Source organism: Kosakonia oryzendophytica, from assembly GCF_027886705.1.
In the GTDB taxonomy this organism is placed as follows: Bacteria; Pseudomonadota; Gammaproteobacteria; order Enterobacterales; family Enterobacteriaceae; genus Kosakonia; species Kosakonia oryzendophytica.
In genome coordinates, this window is the sequence record NZ_CP115659.1 from 4270221 (window position 1) to 4287602 (window position 17382).

Here is a 17382-nt window from a genome sequence, read left to right on the forward strand (position 1 = left end):
GCCTGCAACCCCATTACAGGCTGTTGAAAACGCGGTTTTCCTGTTCCTGAACGCGGATAAAGGTCGTGCGTTTGGTCAGCTCTTTCAGGCGGGAAGCACCGACATATGTACAGGCTGAACGCAGGCCGCCAAGAACATCACGCGCGGTGTTCTCCACCGGGCCGCGTAACGCGAGTTTGACGGTTTTGCCTTCCGCCGCACGGTAACCTGCAACGCCGCCAACGTGGCGATTCATTGCAGACTCTGAACTCATGCCGTAGAACAGCATGAATTTCTCGCCGTTTTCCTCCACGATGGCGCCGCCACTCTCTTCATGGCCCGCCAGCATACCGCCGAGCATCACAAAGTCTGCGCCGCCGCCAAACGCTTTTGCTACATCACCCGGTACCGTGCAGCCGCCATCGCTGACAATCTGTCCGCCAAGGCCATGCGCGGCATCGGCACATTCGATCACTGCGGATAATTGCGGGTAGCCGACACCGGTTTTGACACGTGTGGTGCACACTGAGCCCGGACCAATGCCAACTTTGACAATATCCGCACCGGAAAGGATCAGCTCTTCACACATTTCACCGGTCACAACGTTACCCGCGCAGATAGTTTTATCCGGCCAGGCCTCACGTGCTTTGGCAACGAATTGCACAAAGTGCTCAGAGTATCCGTTCGCCACGTCGATACAGACAAAATTCAGCGACGGATGCAACGCAAGGATCTGCTTTGTCTTGTCGAAATCGGCATCTGATGTCCCGGTTGAAACCATGACATGACGCAGTACGTCAGCCGGTTCACGCTGGATAAAGGCTTTCCAGTCTTCAACGGAATAGTGTTTATGCACGGCGGTAAGGATGTCGAACGAAGCCAGCGCTTTCGCCATTGCAAAGGTGCCAACGGTATCCATATTAGCGGCAATAACCGGTACGCCAGACCAGCGCATTCCTGAATGTTTGAAGGTAAATTCGCGCTCCAGCTCAACATCGGAACGGCTTTTAAGGGTGGAACGTTTAGGACGGATAAGAACGTCTTTGAAACCTAACTTCAGATCTTCTTCAATACGCATGTGCGGATTCCTGGGGTTAATGGCGAAAGTACAAACTCACAACTCCAGTGACGCTATCATACGCGCTAATAAGGGCCGCGCAAGACTGCGAAATTCTCTTTTTTTACGCTACAATCCTATAAATTTACCTGGTGAACAGGCAAGATTAGGCGAACGGGTTTTAATGTCGTTTGGTTAAATCACAACCTGTTGATTAAGCTCGTAAACATATTTAATCTTTTGCGTTTTCCCGTATTCAGGACGGTCGCGAAAAATAGCATTGCGGGCAGAATAAAGATCGCAGATTGTGATATGCGACAGACTATTTTGGGATTAGGCGTAATGGGGTATACGGTTGCATTAACCGGCGGTATTGGCAGCGGTAAAAGCACCGTCGCGAATGCCTTCGCAGCGCTTGGCGTTAATGTTGTCGACGCGGATATTATCGCCCGTCAGGTAGTGGAACCTGGCTCTCATGCATTAAGCGCTATTGCGGAACATTTTGGCGCTGACATGATCCTCGCGGATGGCTCGCTCAATCGACGTTTATTACGCGAGCGTATTTTCGCTTCTCCGGCGGATAAACGTTGGCTGGATGAGTTACTCCATCCGCTTATTCACCAGCAAACACAGAGTAAGATTGCCCAGGCGACATCACCTTATGTGTTGTGGGTCGTGCCGTTGCTGGTGGAAAATCAGCTGCATCACAAAGCCGATCGGGTTTTGGTTATTGACGTCTTACCAGAAACACAGATTTCACGCACCATGCAGCGTGATGGCGTCAGCCGCGAACATGCTAAAAATATTCTCGCGGCCCAGGCCACTCGCGAAGCGCGACTTGCCGTCGCGGATGATGTTATTGACAATAATGGCGCACCGGATGCGATAGCATCGGATGTTGCCCGCCTGCACACCGCATATCTGGCGTATGCCCGGCAGGCCGTTTCACAGGAAAAACCGTAATGCACACCCACATCCTTTTTGAACATCCGCTTAACGAAAAGATGCGTACCTGGTTGCGTGTCGAGTTTTTACTGCAACAGCTTTCTGTCCATTTACCGCTGAGTGACCATGCCGATGCGTTACACTTTTTCCGTAACGTTGGGGATTTACTGGATGTGTTTGAACGCGGTGATACCCGCACCGAGCTTCTGAAAGAGCTGGAGCGCCAGCAGCGTAAATTACAGGCATGGAGTGATGTTCCCGGTGTGGATCTGAGCCGAATTGAAGCTGTCCGCCAGCAATTAAAAGCAAGCGGAGCCGTTCTGATGAGTGCACCGCGTATTGGCCAACAATTGCGCGAAGACCGTCTGATAGGTCTGGTACGCCAGCGTCTGAGTATTCCCGGTGGATGCTGCAGCTTCGATTTGCCGACGCTGCATATGTGGCTGCACCTGCCGCAGGAAATGCGGGATGCGCAAATCGCGGTCTGGCTGGACAGCCTGACGCCGCTGACGCAAACCCTGACGTTGATCCTCGATTTGATCCGCAATGCCGCACCGTTCCGCCGTCAGACCAGCCTGAACGGTTTTTATCAGGATAACGGCGATGACGCCGATTTGTTGCGTCTGCAATTGTCGCTGGAAGAGCAGCTATACCCGCAAATTTCCGGCCATAAGAGCCGCTTCGCCATTCGCTTTATGCCGCTGGACAGCGAGCATGGTGTGGTTCCCGAGCGTCTCGATTTTGAACTGGCCTGCTGTTAAGGAGTAAAAATGTCTGAAGAAATCACCGTAAACTGCCCAACGTGCGGAAAGCTTGTTGTCTGGGGAGAGAGCAGCCCGTTTCGCCCGTTCTGTTCGAAACGTTGCCAGTTGATTGATTTGGGCGAGTGGGCAGCAGAAGAGAAACGTATCCCCAGCGAGGGCAATCTGTCGGACAGCGACGACTGGAGTGAAGAACAGCATTAAGCACTGTTGCCTGCTGGCGCTTGCCTGGCAGGCAACATCAGGGTCAGCCAGCCAGTAGCCTGGCTATCACCGGCTCGTTTGCCGGGGGAAATTTGTCAGCATCAAGGGAGTGTTGTGCAACCCAGTGACCCGGCTGTCCCTCTTTACCCCATGGCTCTCCTTCCCAGCTTTCCACCAACCAGAACCACAGGGTGATGTGGCGATCGGGGAACTGATATTCCAGCTTATCAAACAGTTCGGCCTGAAGTGGCGTAATACCGACTTCCTCCTGAAGTTCGCGGATCATTGCCTGCTCCGGCGTTTCACCCGCTTCAATTTTTCCGCCAGGAAATTCCCATTTATTCGCCATATGCGCATCGGCAGCGCGCTGCGTAATAAAAATTTCCCCTTGCGGGTTACGAATGATCCCAACAGCGATGTTCAGTATTTTCATGATGCAGACTCCATAAAAAAGGCGCAGAGTTCTGCGCCTTTTTATTATTTTCAATGCGTTATGCCAGACGGCCGTGGCACTGTTTATATTTTTTACCGGAACCGCAAGGGCAAGGATCATTACGCCCCACTTTGCGTTCGCCCGTCTGCGCGGCAAGTGCGGCGGCAGCTTCAGTCTCATCATCCTGATGACTTAACTGTTGCATTTGGGCCAGACGCTCGGCTTCCTGACGGCGCTGCAGTTCCATGGCCTCGACTTCCTCCGGCATCCGCACCTGGACTTTGCTGAGCGTACTGATCACTTCATATTTCAGTGACTCCAACATCGCGGCGAACATCGCGAAGGACTCGCGTTTATATTCCTGCTTCGGATCTTTTTGCGCGTAGCCGCGCAGGTGGATGCCCTGACGCAGATAATCCATCGCGGCCAGGTGCTCTTTCCACAGCGAATCCAGCGTTTGCAGCATCACGCCTTTCTCGAAGTGACGCATCATTTCAGCGCCAACCACCTCTTCTTTACGCTGATAGGTTTCAATGGCGCTTTGTAGGATACGCTCACGCAGCGTCTCTTCGTGCAGATCCGGTTCTTTATCCAGCCAGTCAGCGATAGGCAGGTCGAGATCGAAATCATTTTTAAGGCGTTCCTGCAGGCCAGGAACATCCCACATTTCTTCGAGCGACTGCGGTGGAATATGACCATCGATGGTGGCTTTGAAAACATCTTCACGAATGCTGGCGATGGTTTCACTGACATCGGTTACATCCAGCAGTTCGTTACGCTGGGTGTAAATTGCACGACGCTGGTCGTTAGCAACATCGTCATATTCCAGCAGTTGCTTACGAATATCGAAGTTACGGCTTTCCACCTTGCGCTGCGCATTAGCAATGGCCTTAGTAACCCACGGATGCTCAATCGCTTCGCCCGGTTTCATCCCCAGTTTACGCATCATGCCAGAGACACGATCGGAGGCGAAAATACGCATCAAGGCATCTTCCATCGAAAGATAGAAACGGGAGGAACCCGCATCCCCCTGACGGCCAGAACGACCGCGCAACTGGTTATCAATACGACGAGACTCATGACGCTCAGTACCAATAATGTGTAAACCACCAGAAGCCAGTACCGCATCATGGCGCACCTGCCAGTCGGCTTTCACTTTGGCGATTTGCTCTGCGGTTGGCTCTTCGATTTCAGCCAGTTCCGCCTGCCAGCTTCCGCCCAGCACAATATCGGTACCACGACCTGCCATGTTGGTGGCAATGGTGACTGCGCCAGGGTAACCCGCCTGTGCCACAATATCCGCCTCTTTGGCGTGGAATTTGGCGTTCAGAACGTTGTGCTTGATGCCCGCTTTGGTCAACTCATGGGAAACCACTTCGGACTTCTCAATCGAGATCGTACCAACCAGCACTGGCTGGCCATTTTGGGTGCGTTCTTTAATGTCTTCGATGATGGCCTGGATTTTTTCCGCTTCGGTCATATAGACCAGATCCGCCATATCTTTACGGATCATCGGACGGTTGGTGGGGACCACCACGGTATCGAGTTTATAAATCGAACTAAATTCAAACGCTTCGGTATCTGCTGTACCGGTCATACCCGCCAGTTTTTCATACAAACGGAAGTAGTTCTGGAAGGTAATGGACGCCAGCGTCTGGTTTTCGTTCTGGATATCCACACCTTCTTTCGCTTCCACCGCCTGATGCAGACCATCAGACCAGCGACGCCCCTGCATGGTACGGCCGGTGTGTTCGTCGACGATAATGACTTCGCCGTCTTTCACAATGTAATCCACATCGCGGGTGAACAATGCGTGTGCACGCAGTGCCGCAGTAACGTGGTGCATCAGCATGATGTTGGCAGGAGAGTACAGTGACTCGCCTTCGTTCATGATGCCTTCTTTGACCAGCAGCTCTTCAATCAGCACCAGACCGCGTTCGGTCAGTGTAACCTGACGCGCTTTTTCATCTACAGAGAAATGGCCTTCACCCTGGAAAGTGTCAGAGTCTTCTTTTTCCTGACGAACCAGATGCGGGATGATTTTATTGACTTTTTTGTACAGCTCGGAGCTGTCTTCTGCCGGACCGGAAATGATCAGCGGGGTACGCGCTTCATCGATAAGGATGGAGTCCACCTCATCCACCAACGCATAGTGCAGTTTACGTTGCACACGCTCTTCAGGGCTGAATGCCATGTTATCGCGCAGGTAGTCAAAGCCGTATTCGTTGTTGGTACCGTAGGTGATATCGGCAGCATAGGCTTCACGTTTGGCAACAGCAGGCATGTTCGGCAGGTTGATACCCACGCTCATACCCAGGAATTCAAACAATGGGCGGTTGTTCTCAGCGTCACGCTGAGCCAGATAGTCGTTGACGGTAACCACATGGACGCCTTTGCCACTCAGGGCATTAAGGTAAGCTGGCAGGGTTGCCGTCAGGGTTTTACCTTCACCGGTACGCATCTCTGCGATGCAACGCTCGTTGAGAACCATGCCGCCCAGCAGCTGCACATCGAAGTGACGCATGCCAAAAACACGTTTACTTGCTTCGCGCACCACGGCGAAGGCTTCCGGGATCAGGCTCTCAACGCTTTCGCCTTTTTCCAGGCGCGCACGGAATTCTGCGGTTTTGGCTTTCAGCTCATCATCGCTGAGCTTTTCCATTTCCGGTTCCATGGCATTGATTTGGGCCACGACTTTACGCATACGGCGCAGTGTACGATCGTTACGACTACCGAAAACTTTAGTTAATAATTTGATAAGCATAATAAAAATCTCAAACGCCCCGCTCTGCGGAGCTAAAAAAATGAATAAAGGACTCTTTTTTTAGCTGAGGCGATGAGGGCCGGCACGAATACCCTGCACCTGACCTAACCAGGTGGAGATACGGAACGCGACGTCAGGTATAGCGGCTGTCTGGATTGCCAGGTGAACAATCGCCGGCGGTTTGCCTTCCTGATTCAGTAACGCGCTGAGCGTATCCAATAAAGCGAGATGGTGGGCCTGAATCGGCAGTGGCTCTTCCGTTGCAACCGGCAGTGTTTGAGGTGCCATGGCAAACGAAAGATGACGAATAACGGTGCGGATGGCATGTTGATGCCAGTAATCGACAGTAAAATTAGGACGGCGATTAGCTTCCAGCAGAGCAAGACTGGTGAAATTAACCCTGCCGGTGCTGTCGTGATTACGGGTGGTTTCACGTGGGGTTTGCGTGGGCTCGGCGCTACCAGCAAGCGCAGGCAAGCCAAGGCTCGCCGCGACCATCCCTAATAAGAGATGCGGCCAAAAATAGCGTCTACCAAATTGTCGCCAGCGCGTCAGTATTCCGCTCACTTGCTCCACCCAAAAATAACGCTTACCCGAATTAGCTTCTGTATGTGTCCTTTTGCGCACGGATTTTACCACTAAAGCCGCCTGTACCGCAGCAGTATTCCGGTGCCTGACGGATAAAAGTGGTTACGAAAACAGCGATCGCGCCGCAAGAGTTCTGATCAGAATGGAAGGGAATCAAAAGAGGGGTGTTGATAGCATACAAATAAAAACGACTGGTCTCCCTGACCGGAGAGAGTGCCAGGTTAACCAGTCGATTTTTGCAGTTATGGTGTTATGCCAGAACCGTAGACGGGGCTTTGAACGCCAGCGGCAATTCTGCTTCGTCTTCGAAAGTCACATATTCCCAGGCTTCCTGTTTTGCCAGAACAGCCTGCAACAGTTTGTTGTTCAGTGCATGACCGGATTTATACGCCGTAAACGCACCAATGATGTTGTGACCACACATGAACAGGTCGCCAATTGCATCCAGCATTTTGTGGCGAACAAATTCATCTTCGAAACGCAGACCGTCTTCGTTCAATACGCGATAATCGTCAACTACGATGGCACAATCGAAGCTACCGCCCAGGCACAATCCACGGGACTGGAGGTATTCGATATCGCGCATGAAACCGAAGGTGCGCGCGCGGCTAATCTGGCGCATAAATGCGTCGGCAGAGAAGTTCATCGCGTAGCGCTGCGTGCTTGCATCAATCGCCGGGTGATTGAAGTCGATGGTAAAATCGAGAGAAAAACCATTGTGCGGTTTAAACTCAGCCCATTTATCGCCGTCTTCAACACGTACGGTGTTTTTGATGCGCACAAATTTCTTGGCGCTGTTCAGCTCTTCGATCCCTGCATCCAGCAGCAAGTAGACGAACGGTGCAGCACTGCCATCCATAATCGGAATTTCCGGCGCATCGACTTCAACAACAATATTGTCGATACCCAGCCCCGCCAGAGCAGCATTCAGATGCTCGACGGTCGAAATCCGCACGTCATGCTCATTGACCAGACAAGTACAGAGCATAGTATCACGCACAGATTTAGCATCAGCCGGAAAGTCTACCGGTGGATTCAAGTCAGTGCGACGATAGATGACCCCGGTATTTGCCGGCGCAGGGCGCAACGTCAGGGTGACTTTCTTGCCGGTATGCAAACCGACACCAGTCGCCTGAACGATACGTTTAAGTGTCCTTTGTTTGATCATCGTTTAATCTCGCCTAATTACCAATCCTACCAAAGTGTATAACACAATCGGTGGGCCAGTTTAGCACAAAGAGCGAAGAAGCCCAACTTCCAGCAAATTCTTAGTCCGCTTGCTTACGCAGAAACGCTGGAATATCCAGATAATCCGGCTCTTTAGTGGTCTGCGGCGCATTGTCATTAACCACTTTCGCGGATTTCTGCTCCTGCTGCATCGGCTGCATGCCGTGCTGCTGGTAACGATCCATCACAGGCTGTTGCGCTTGTTTGTTTGTCACCAGTGTGATTTCCGGACGTTTGTCCATACCGATACCGGTCGCAACCACAGTCACGCGCAGTTCGTCGTTCATATCCGGATCAAGAGAAGTACCGATAACCACAGTCGCATTATCCGAAGCAAAGGCACGGATAGTATTACCCACAGTTTCGAACTCATCCAGACGTAGGTCAAAGCCCGCGGTGATGTTAACCAACACGCCACGCGCGCCAGACAGGTCGATATCTTCCAGCAGTGGGCTGGAAATCGCCATTTCGGCGGCTTCTTCCGCACGGTCTTCACCGCTGGCAACGCCGGAGCCCATCATCGCATAGCCCATTTCGGACATCACTGTACGCACGTCTGCAAAGTCAACGTTCATCAGACCCGGACGCGTAATCAGCTCTGCGATACCCTGCACTGCGCCTTTCAGCACGTCATTAGCGGCACCGAAAGCATCCAGCAGAGAAATGCCACGACCCAGCACTTTCAGCAGTTTATCGTTCGGAATAGTGATCAGCGAGTCAACATGCTTCGACAGTTCAGTAATACCCTGCTCAGCGAATGCCATACGCTTCTTGCCTTCGAAGTTGAAAGGCTTGGTCACCACAGCAACGGTCAGGATACCCAGATCTTTTGCCACTTCGGCGACAACGGGTGCAGCACCAGTACCGGTCCCGCCGCCCATGCCCGCAGCGATAAAGACCATATCAGCGCCTTCCAGTGCAGCGCGCAGTGCTTCACGGTCTTCTTCTGCCGCGTTACGGCCAACTTCAGGGTTTGCCCCAGCGCCCAGACCTTTGGTGATACCACCACCGATCTGGATGGTTTGACCTACCGCCGTTTTACGCAACGCCTGCGCGTCGGTATTCACTGCGAAGAATTCAACACCCTCAATGCGCTCGCGCACCATATGTTCCACGGCATTACCGCCGCCGCCACCGACGCCGATGACTTTAATCACCGCGTCGTTGGTTAATTCCATTGGTTCAAACATAGTTTCTCTCCGTCTTGTGCCTGTCGCCTGAGACCGTTAATTTTCGGCGGTCTCTGAAAAAAATTAAAACTCTTTTCGCAGCCAGCTATTGATTCTTTTGAACCACGAGCCAACTGACACACGTTTTTCTACTTCCGCTTCACCACTCAAATGGGTCTCTTTCCCGTAATGAAGCAGCCCAACCGCCGTTGAATAGTAAGGCTCCTGGGCATAATCGGTTAAGCCAGTAATATTGAGCGGCGCACCAATACGCACCTGCGTATGGAATACGCGCTGCGCGCAGGCCGCCAGCCCTTCAATTTGCGCCGCACCGCCGGTCAATACAATCCCCGCCGCCAGGTGATGTTTCACCCCTTGCTGGCGAAGCTGTTCTTGCAACTGTAAAATTTCGTCGTTCACCAGATTGAGCAGTTCGGTATAGCGCGGTTCAATAACATCCGCTAACGTCTGACGCTGCAGACTACGCGGCGGACGTCCGCCCACGCTCGGCACCTCAACGCTCTCATCTTTACCCACCAGCGAACCCAGCGCGCAACCATGACGAACCTTGATCGCTTCTGCATCGCTTGGCGGTGTACCGAAAGCGTAAGCAATATCGCTGGTAACCACATTCCCTGCGTAAGGGATCACTTTGGTATGACGCAGCGCACCGCCAGTGTAGACCGCCATGTCCATTGTACCACCGCCGATATCAACAACGCAGACCCCCAATTCACGCTCATCTTCCGTTAACACGGAGTAGCTGGAAGCCAGTCCTGCGAAAATAAGTTGGTCAACTTTTAATCCACATCGTTCAACCGCTTTCACGATGTTTTTCGCCATGTCGTTGTGGCAAGTAATCAAATGCACCTTTGCTTGCATACGTACGCCAGACAGACCTACCGGGTTTTTGATGCCTTCCTGGTAGTCAATGGCATACTCTTGCGGAATGACATGCAAAACGCGGTGTTCATCACGTACACGTACCGACTTAGCGGTATGCACCACGTTTTCAACGTCTTCCTGCGTCACTTCTTCTTCTGAAATCGGCACCATACCAATTTCATTCTGGCAACTAATATGTTTCCCCGACAGCGCAAGGTAGACCGAGGAAATCTGGCAATCGGCCATCAGTTCAGCCTGATCGATGGCACGTTGCACGCACTTCACCACCGACTCCAAATCGTTTACGCCACCTTTGTCCATCCCACGGGACGGGCAACTTCCCACGCCAATGATATTCACAATGCCATCGGGCAGAACTTCCCCTACTAAAGCGGCTACCTTCGCGGTGCCAATCTCCAGTCCAACTACCAGTTTTCTGTCCGTCGCCTTGATCATTGTTGCTCTGCCTGTGCCTGATTCTGTTGTGCCTGATTTTGCTGCTGATTCGGTTCCTGAACAGGGGCCGCTTTCCAGCCTACAGCCGCGCCTGAGTCATAGCGTAAATCCACGTAGCTTATCTCTTTGCCATCCGTTTGCGCCTGCTGCTGAAGAACCGGGTAGAGTTCAACAAAGCGTGCCAGCCGTTTCATCGTATCGCCACGGCCCAGGTTAAGCTTGATGTCATTATTCAGCGTTAACTGCCATGAACGCCGTGCGGTCATCGCCGCTTCTTTCAACGTGAACTTATCCTTTGCCAGCACTTGTCCCATATCGCGGTAGCCCTGTAAAACTTCGCTTTCGCTGCCTTCGGGACCGTACAACATCGGTAAAACTTGTTTACTGGTTCGTTCGGCCGGCACGCTGAAAGAATTGCCGTCCACATCAACCATATGCTGATCATTCCACCGTGCTATGGGTACATATTCAACCAGATGAATCTTCAATTCGTCCGGCCACTGCTTGCGAACGCTTGCCTGTTTTATCCAGGGCAGACGCTCTATCTGGCTCTGAATAATGTTTACGTCTTGCGTCATAAAGGTGCCTGGCGCGCCCAACGCCAGAATCGTCTGGCGAATATCATCATTGCGCGTGTAATGGCGATCGCCCGTCACTACCAGTTTCGACAATGGCAACCGCTGCGCATCGTCCATCCAGCCCAGCACCACCCAGCCGCTAACAAACACGGTGCACAGCACCGCCAGCAGGAACACAATGCCTGCAAGACGCGTTCCATTATTCCGTCGGGAAGCCGATAGCGCTTCCTCGTCACGGTTTCGCGTGTTCAGTGCAGCCTGAGACATATCACTCCGCCAGATCCAGAATGCGAACCACAAGTTGCGAGAAGGTCAGCCCAGCCTGTCGCGCCGCCATCGGCACCAGGCTATGACTTGTCATCCCCGGCGAGGTGTTCGCTTCCAGCAAGTAAAACTGACCGTCGCCATCCAGCATCGCATCAATTCGCCCCCACCCGCGACAACCTAAAACACGCCAGGCTTTAAGCACCAGGGACTGTAAAACCGCTTCACGCTCCTCTTCCAGACCTGATGGGCAGAAATATTTCGTCTCATCAGAGAGATACTTCGCCTCATAATCATAGAAGATTCCCGCCGGTTGAATGCGGATCGACGGTAAAATTTCATTTCCGAGTATCGCCACGGTAAATTCGGGTCCACTCAGCCATTTTTCGATCAGAACGTCATCATCATGTTGAAATGCAAGCGCTAAAGCTGCATGCAAATCATCACTGTTGTCGACTTTGGACATTCCAACGCTGGAGCCTTCGCGGCTGGGCTTGACAATAACGGGTAACCCCAGTTGGTCAATGCGTTGAATATCATCATTTTTTAGGCCTATTTCGAACGCATCACGCGTGATGTCAACAGAAGGCGCAACCGGCAGCCCCGCCCCTTGCCACAGCAGCTTGCTGCGTAATTTATCCATCGAAATCGCCGATGCCATCACGCCGCTACCGGTATAGGCCACACCGGTCAGTTCCAGTAACCCCTGCAGCGTACCGTCTTCACCACCGCGACCATGCAACGCGATAAACGCTTTGCTATAGCCCATCTCTTTCAGGCGAGTGACATCGACATCGCGCGGATCAACACCATGCGCATCCACGCCGCCTTCACGTAAGCCGCTAATTACCGCAGCACCGGAATTGAGCGAAACCTCACGCTCCGCGGAGGTGCCGCCGAGCAAAACAGCGACTTTCTCAGCCATTACTCTCCTCCGGGGTCTGCGGCTTCAGTTTACTCTCCGCCAGACTACGGGCGATTTTGCCGATATTGCCGGCGCCCTGGATCAGGATCAGATCGTTACCCGTCAGCACCGGTGCCAGCATTGCCGCAACCTGGCTTGGATCAGATACCAGAATCGGATCGATCTTGCCGCGACCACGAATCGTACGGCACAGCGAACGGCTATCCGCACCCGGGATCGCCGCTTCACCCGCCGGATACACTTCCAGCATCAGCAGCGCATCGACCTGTGTCAGCACATTGGCAAAGTCGTCATACAGATCGCGGGTACGGGTATAACGATGAGGCTGAAATACCATCACCAGTTTTTTATCCGGCCAGCCCGCACGCGCTGCTTTAATGGTGGCATCCACTTCGGTCGGGTGATGGCCATAGTCGTCAACCAGCATGGCGGTACCCGGTTTGCCATTCACACCTTCCAGCGGGAATTCACCCAGGAAGTCGAAACGACGCCCGGTTCCCTGGAAACTTTCCAGTGCACGCAGAATAGCCTCGTCTTCAATACCTTCTTCTGTCGCCACGGCAACTGCGGCGGCGGCATTCAGGGCGTTATGACGGCCCGGCGCATTTAGCGTTACACGCAGTTCCGGCTTATCCTGACGCACCAGCGTGAAGTGCCCCTGCGGCCCAATCTGGCGATAATTCTCAACGCGAACATCCGCATCGTCGCTAAAACCGTAGGTCGTTGTCTGGCGGCCCACGCGCGGCAGCAGTTCACGGATCACCGGGTCATCAACACACATCACTGCACGGCCATAGAACGGCAGGTTGTGCAGGAAGTTGATAAACGTCGTTTTCAAATTTTCAAAGTCGCCCTGGTAGGTATCCATATGGTCGGCTTCGATATTAGTGACAATGGCCACCATCGGTTGTAAATGCAGGAAAGAAGCATCGCTCTCATCTGCTTCGGCAATCAAATAACGGCTGTGACCCAGGCGCGCATGTACCCCGGCGGCTTTTACCAGCCCACCGTTGACGAACGTCGGGTCCAGACCCGCTTCTGCGTAAATACTTGCCACCATCGCAGTGGTGGTGGTTTTACCGTGCGTCCCGGCAATGGCGATACCATGACGAAAACGCATTAACTCCGCCAGCATCTCCGCACGGCGGATCACCGGAATACGCGCCTCGTGCGCAGCAACGATCTCCGGGTTATCGGAAGAGATGGCGCTGGAGACGACCACAACGCTGGCATCACTCACGTTTTCCGGGCGGTGATTGAAATAAATAGTGGCGCCAAGTGACGTCAACTGTTGCGTTACCGGGTTCGGGGCCAGATCGGAACCGCTGATCTGATAGCCTTCGTTGGCCAGGACTTCGGCAATACCACCCATGCCGGCACCGCCAATGCCAACGAAGTGAATGTGCCGGACGCGACGCATCTCGGGCACGATTGAACGCAGTTTCGCCAGTTCTTGTGTATTCATTCTCTAAACGCCATCGACTACTTCAAATTCGCGCGGCGCAACAGGCGCCGCCAGTATTTAGGCCTGTGCTGCCAGGCTCACTTCATGCGCCACTCGTTCGGTGGCATCCGGAATGGCCGCCGCACGCGCGCGCTCTGCCATATCCAGTAATGCTTCGCGGTTCCAGCTTGCGAGGATCGCCGCCACCGCGTCAGCGGTGAATTGCGGTTGTTCCAGAATCTTCGCCGCACCGGCTTTTTCCAGCGGCAGCGCATTCCAGTATTGCTGCCGATCTTTATGCTGGAACGGCACAAACAACGCCGGTAAACCCGCAGCAGCAATTTCACTGACCGTCAGCGCACCGGAACGGCAAACCACCACATCCGCCCACGCGTAGGCTTGCGCCATATCGTCAATAAATTCCGTTACTTTATGCTGAGGCGCCCCGGCAGAGGCGTAAGCCTGCTCAACCTCCTGCTGTGCGCCCTTACCGCTCTGATGCCAGAGGGTCACCGATTCACCCAACTTTGCCGCCACCTGCGGCATGGTCTGATTCAGTACACGCGCACCTTGCGAGCCGCCGACAACCAGTACACGCACCGGACCATCTCGCCCCGGTAAACGCTGCTGCGGCAACGGAAGCGCCAACACATCAACGCGAACCGGATTCCCCACCACTTCCGCTTTCGGGAAAGCGCCAGGAAATGCCTGCATCACCTTGGTGGCAATTTTCGCCAGCCATTTGTTGGTCAAACCGGCAATGCCGTTTTGCTCATGCAGCACCACCGGGATCCCCAGCGACCAGGCCGCCAGGCCGCCAGGGCCTGAAACATAACCGCCCATCCCCAGCACTACGTCGGGTTTAAAGCGCTGCATAATCGCGCGCGCCTGACGCCAGGCGTTGAAAATACGTACCGGCGCCAGCAATTGCGCCTTGATCCCTTTGCCACGCAGGCCAGAGATACGGATAAAGTCGATCTCGATCCCATGTTTAGGCACCAGATCGGCCTCCATGCGATCCGCGGTTCCAAGCCAGCGTACTTGCCAGCCCTGATCCATTAAATGGTGCGCGACCGCAAGCCCGGGGAAAACATGCCCGCCGGTGCCGCCTGCCATCACCATTAACCGCTTCGGTTGACCACTCATCGCAAACCTCGTGTAAACGCCTGGGCTTTTTCCAGACGCGTTTCATAATCTATTCGCAGCAACAGCGTAATCGCCATCGACATAATTAATAAGCTGGAACCGCCATAGCTGATCAGCGGCAATGTTAACCCTTTGGTCGGCAGCATACCTGCGGCCGCACCTACGTTAACCAGAGCCTGGAAGCTAAACCAGATACCAATAGAGCACGCCAGAAAACCCGAGAAACGGTGGTCGATATCCAGCGCTTTACGCCCGATGGACATGGCGCGGAAAGCGACGAAGAATACCATTAAAAGTGCCAGCACCACACCGATATAACCGAGCTCTTCGCCGATAATGGAGAAGATGAAGTCGGTATGCGCTTCCGGTAAGTACTCCAGTTTCTGTATCGAATTGCCCAGCCCTTGCCCCCACAGTTCGCCGCGACCAAACGCCATCAACGACTGGGTTAACTGATAACCACTACCAAACGGATCTTCCCACGGGTTCCAGAACGACGTCACGCGGCGGATACGATACGGTTCTGCAAGGATCAACAGCACTACTGCCGAAATACCCATACCGATAATGGCGATAAACTGCCACAATTTGGCCCCTGCCAGGAACAGCATCGCCAGCGTCGTAATAAACAGCACCACCACAGTACCCAAGTCCGGCTGCGCCAGCAGTAATACTGCCAGCACGAGGATCACCCCCATCGGTTTGAGGAAGCCGCGCAGGTTGTTACGCACTTCATCGACTTTACGCACGAGGTAGTTCGCCAGATAACAGAACAGCGACAGCTTGGTGAACTCCGCAGGCTGAAAACGCATCAAACCAAGATCGATCCAGCGCGACGCACCGTTAATCGAGCTTCCCACAACCAGCACCACCAGCAACATAATGATCGCCGCGATCAGCATCACAGAGCTGTACTTCTGCCAGAACTCCATCGGTAACCGCAACGTGATGATCGCCGAGCAAAATGCAAGAAACAGGTACAACGCATGGCGTTTCGCAAAGAAAAAGGGATCGTTAGTGAGACGTTGCCCCACCGGCATTGACGCCGAGGTCACCATCACAAAACCGATAGCCGCCAGGCCCAGGGTCAACCACAGCAACGTGCGGTCATACATCACCAGGCTGTCGGTATCTTTCTCTCTGGATCCCATCACCCAGCCTTTTAATGCCGCAAACAGCCACGCCAGGATCCCAAATCCTGGCAGGCGCGGCATTCGCGGGCGGGGGAGAGTTAAACGCATCAACCTAACTCCTGCGCCAGACGGGTAAAGACATCGCCCCGTTGTTCAAAATTCTTAAACTGATCCAGGCTGGCGCACGCCGGTGACAGCAGTACCATATCGCCAGGTTGCACACGCGTAGCGATAAGGCGCATCGCCTGATCCATCGTATCGGTTTGATCGGCGATCTCCGGTCGCAGCGCTGCCAGCTCCGCACCATCACGGCCGAAGCAGTACAAACGCACGCGATCGCCACCGAGGTAACGCTTCAACGGCGAAAAATCGGCGGATTTGCCATCACCACCCAGCAACAGATGCAGCGTACCGTCAACGTTCAAACCGTTCAGCGCGGCTTCGGTGCTTCCCACATTGGTGGCTTTCGAGTCGTTGATCCAGCGCACCCCGTTATGATCCAGCGCCAACTGGAAGCGATGCGCCAGACCGGTAAATGTCGTCAGCGCTTTCAGGCTACTGGCACGCGGTAAACCTGCGGCATCGGCCAGCGCCAGCGCAGCCAACGCGTTGGTGTAGTTGTGCTGCCCGGTCAGTTTCATCTCTTTAACGTTCAGGACTTTTTCACCTTTTACCCTCAGCCAGGTTTCCCCCTGCTGGCGGTTCAGATGATAATCGCCCACATCCACGCCAAAACTGACACAGCGCTCGTCCGCGCCGCGAATCGGCATGGTGAGTGCATCATCCGCATTGACCACGCACACCTTCGCGTTTTCATAAATACGCAGCTTCGCGGCGCGATACTGCTGCAGACCAAACGGATAGCGATCCATATGATCTTCCGTCACATTCAGTATGGTTGCCGCTACAGCCTGCAGACTGGAAGTGGTTTCGAGCTGGAAGCTGGACAACTCCAGGACATACAGCTCACGCGCTTCATCCAGTAGCATGAGTGCAGGCAGACCAATATTGCCGCCGACGCCAACATTAACGCCGCCCGCTTCGGCCATCTCACCCACAAGCTTCGTTACAGTACTTTTACCGTTGGAACCGGTAATGGCCACCACCGGCGCTTGTGCTTCGCGGCAGAACAGTTCGATATCGCCAACGATCTCAATACCCGCGTCCGCCGCCGCACTCAAAGAAGGGTGAGCCAGCGCGATGCCGGGGCTTGCGACGATCATATCCGCCGCCAGCAGCCAGTCATCGTTGAGACTACCAAGATGGCGCTCCACCTCTTCGGGCAGCTTGTCCAGTCCCGGCGGTGAAACACGCGTATCCATCACCCGCGGCGTCACGCCGCGCGCGAGGAAAAAGTCCACGCAGGAAAGACCCGTCAGGCCTAAACCGATAATGACGACTTTTTTACCCTGGTAATCTGCCAT

Annotated in this window: 16 protein-coding genes; 3 read left to right on the top strand and 13 right to left on the bottom strand. The window is 53.9% G+C overall.

The genetic code is table 11. The features are described 5' to 3' along the window. Positions 1 to 13: 13 nt before the first annotated feature. Positions 14 to 1057: a GMP reductase gene (locus tag O9K67_RS20605; RefSeq protein ID WP_061497671.1), complete on the bottom strand. Its 1044-nt coding sequence runs from the start codon at positions 1055 to 1057 to the stop codon at positions 14 to 16. A gap of 321 nt (positions 1058 to 1378) precedes the next feature. On the opposite strand from O9K67_RS20605, the gene coaE reads away from it, so the two are divergent. Genes coaE through yacG form a run of 3 tightly spaced genes read left to right on the top strand, consistent with a single transcriptional unit; the run spans position 1379 to position 2946 of the window. After that, the gene (gene coaE, locus O9K67_RS20610) at positions 1379 to 1999 is read left to right on the top strand and encodes a dephospho-CoA kinase (protein WP_061497673.1); all 621 of its coding nucleotides are present in this window, start codon (positions 1379 to 1381) and stop codon (positions 1997 to 1999) included. Continuing rightward, positions 1999 to 2742 (top strand): cell division protein ZapD, encoded by a 744-nt coding sequence (gene zapD / locus O9K67_RS20615; protein WP_061497675.1) that lies wholly within the window; start codon positions 1999 to 2001, stop codon positions 2740 to 2742. Before coaE ends, zapD begins: the two co-directional genes overlap by 1 nt. 9 nt (positions 2743 to 2751) lie before the next feature. Next, positions 2752 to 2946, top strand: coding sequence for a DNA gyrase inhibitor YacG (gene yacG, locus O9K67_RS20620; protein ID WP_061497677.1), 195 nt, complete (start codon positions 2752 to 2754; stop codon positions 2944 to 2946). A 43-nt stretch (positions 2947 to 2989) separates the two neighbouring features. On the opposite strand, the gene mutT is transcribed toward yacG, so the two are convergent. From mutT to murD, 12 genes are all read right to left on the bottom strand, one after another. Continuing rightward, positions 2990 to 3379: an 8-oxo-dGTP diphosphatase MutT gene (mutT, locus tag O9K67_RS20625; RefSeq protein ID WP_061497680.1), complete on the bottom strand. Its 390-nt coding sequence runs from the start codon at positions 3377 to 3379 to the stop codon at positions 2990 to 2992. Positions 3380 to 3437: 58 nt separating this feature from the next. Continuing rightward, the gene (secA, locus tag O9K67_RS20630) at positions 3438 to 6143 is read right to left on the bottom strand and encodes a preprotein translocase subunit SecA (RefSeq protein WP_061497683.1); all 2706 of its coding nucleotides are present in this window, start codon (positions 6141 to 6143) and stop codon (positions 3438 to 3440) included. A 60-nt stretch (positions 6144 to 6203) separates the two neighbouring features. Continuing rightward, positions 6204 to 6710, bottom strand: coding sequence for a secA translation cis-regulator SecM (gene secM, locus O9K67_RS20635; protein ID WP_061500186.1), 507 nt, complete (start codon positions 6708 to 6710; stop codon positions 6204 to 6206). A 271-nt stretch (positions 6711 to 6981) separates the two neighbouring features. After that, positions 6982 to 7899 (bottom strand): UDP-3-O-acyl-N-acetylglucosamine deacetylase, encoded by a 918-nt coding sequence (gene lpxC, locus O9K67_RS20640; protein WP_061497686.1) that lies wholly within the window; start codon positions 7897 to 7899, stop codon positions 6982 to 6984. A gap of 100 nt (positions 7900 to 7999) precedes the next feature. Next, positions 8000 to 9148 carry a cell division protein FtsZ gene (gene ftsZ, locus O9K67_RS20645; RefSeq protein ID WP_061497688.1) on the bottom strand — a complete coding sequence of 383 codons (1149 nt, stop codon included), beginning with the start codon at positions 9146 to 9148 and terminating at the stop codon, positions 8000 to 8002. A gap of 63 nt (positions 9149 to 9211) precedes the next feature. Then, a complete protein-coding gene (ftsA, locus tag O9K67_RS20650) occupies positions 9212 to 10468 on the bottom strand; it encodes a cell division protein FtsA (protein WP_061497690.1) in 1257 nt (418 codons plus the stop codon). Further along, positions 10465 to 11313 carry a cell division protein FtsQ gene (gene ftsQ / locus O9K67_RS20655; RefSeq protein WP_061497693.1) on the bottom strand — a complete coding sequence of 283 codons (849 nt, stop codon included), beginning with the start codon at positions 11311 to 11313 and terminating at the stop codon, positions 10465 to 10467. Before ftsQ ends, ftsA begins: the two co-directional genes overlap by 4 nt. Position 11314: 1 nt before the next feature. Then, positions 11315 to 12235: a D-alanine--D-alanine ligase gene (locus O9K67_RS20660; protein WP_061497695.1), complete on the bottom strand. Its 921-nt coding sequence runs from the start codon at positions 12233 to 12235 to the stop codon at positions 11315 to 11317. Next, positions 12228 to 13700: a UDP-N-acetylmuramate--L-alanine ligase gene (gene murC, locus O9K67_RS20665; protein WP_061497698.1), complete on the bottom strand. Its 1473-nt coding sequence runs from the start codon at positions 13698 to 13700 to the stop codon at positions 12228 to 12230. Before murC ends, O9K67_RS20660 begins: the two co-directional genes overlap by 8 nt. Before the next feature lie 57 nt (positions 13701 to 13757). Next, positions 13758 to 14825, bottom strand: coding sequence for an undecaprenyldiphospho-muramoylpentapeptide beta-N-acetylglucosaminyltransferase (murG, locus tag O9K67_RS20670; protein WP_061497699.1), 1068 nt, complete (start codon positions 14823 to 14825; stop codon positions 13758 to 13760). Further along, a complete protein-coding gene (gene ftsW / locus O9K67_RS20675) occupies positions 14822 to 16066 on the bottom strand; it encodes a cell division protein FtsW (protein WP_061497702.1) in 1245 nt (414 codons plus the stop codon). Before ftsW ends, murG begins: the two co-directional genes overlap by 4 nt. After that, positions 16066 to 17382 carry a UDP-N-acetylmuramoyl-L-alanine--D-glutamate ligase gene (gene murD / locus O9K67_RS20680; RefSeq protein WP_061497704.1) on the bottom strand — a complete coding sequence of 439 codons (1317 nt, stop codon included), beginning with the start codon at positions 17380 to 17382 and terminating at the stop codon, positions 16066 to 16068. The genes ftsW and murD overlap by 1 nt, the downstream gene beginning before the upstream one ends.

Excerpts from the sequence above, each read along its gene's own strand:
- O9K67_RS20605 (WP_061497671.1), bottom strand. The coding sequence starts at position 1,057 with ATGCGTATTGAAGAAGATCTGAAGTTAGGTTTCAAAGACGTTCTTATC.
- ftsW (WP_061497702.1), bottom strand. The coding sequence starts at position 16,066 with ATGCGTTTAACTCTCCCCCGCCCGCGAATGCCGCGCCTGCCAGGATTT.
- murC (WP_061497698.1), bottom strand. The coding sequence starts at position 13,700 with ATGAATACACAAGAACTGGCGAAACTGCGTTCAATCGTGCCCGAGATG.
- ftsQ (WP_061497693.1), bottom strand. The coding sequence starts at position 11,313 with ATGTCTCAGGCTGCACTGAACACGCGAAACCGTGACGAGGAAGCGCTA.
- murG (WP_061497699.1), bottom strand. The coding sequence starts at position 14,825 with ATGAGTGGTCAACCGAAGCGGTTAATGGTGATGGCAGGCGGCACCGGC.
- mutT (WP_061497680.1), bottom strand. The coding sequence starts at position 3,379 with ATGAAAATACTGAACATCGCTGTTGGGATCATTCGTAACCCGCAAGGG.
- secA (WP_061497683.1), bottom strand. The coding sequence starts at position 6,143 with ATGCTTATCAAATTATTAACTAAAGTTTTCGGTAGTCGTAACGATCGT.
- murD (WP_061497704.1), bottom strand. The coding sequence starts at position 17,382 with ATGGCAGATTACCAGGGTAAAAAAGTCGTCATTATCGGTTTAGGCCTG.
- lpxC (WP_061497686.1), bottom strand. The coding sequence starts at position 7,899 with ATGATCAAACAAAGGACACTTAAACGTATCGTTCAGGCGACTGGTGTC.
- O9K67_RS20660 (WP_061497695.1), bottom strand. The coding sequence starts at position 12,235 with ATGGCTGAGAAAGTCGCTGTTTTGCTCGGCGGCACCTCCGCGGAGCGT.
- ftsZ (WP_061497688.1), bottom strand. The coding sequence starts at position 9,148 with ATGTTTGAACCAATGGAATTAACCAACGACGCGGTGATTAAAGTCATC.
- ftsA (WP_061497690.1), bottom strand. The coding sequence starts at position 10,468 with ATGATCAAGGCGACGGACAGAAAACTGGTAGTTGGACTGGAGATTGGC.
- yacG (WP_061497677.1), top strand. The coding sequence starts at position 2,752 with ATGTCTGAAGAAATCACCGTAAACTGCCCAACGTGCGGAAAGCTTGTT.
- zapD (WP_061497675.1), top strand. The coding sequence starts at position 1,999 with ATGCACACCCACATCCTTTTTGAACATCCGCTTAACGAAAAGATGCGT.
- coaE (WP_061497673.1), top strand. The coding sequence starts at position 1,379 with ATGGGGTATACGGTTGCATTAACCGGCGGTATTGGCAGCGGTAAAAGC.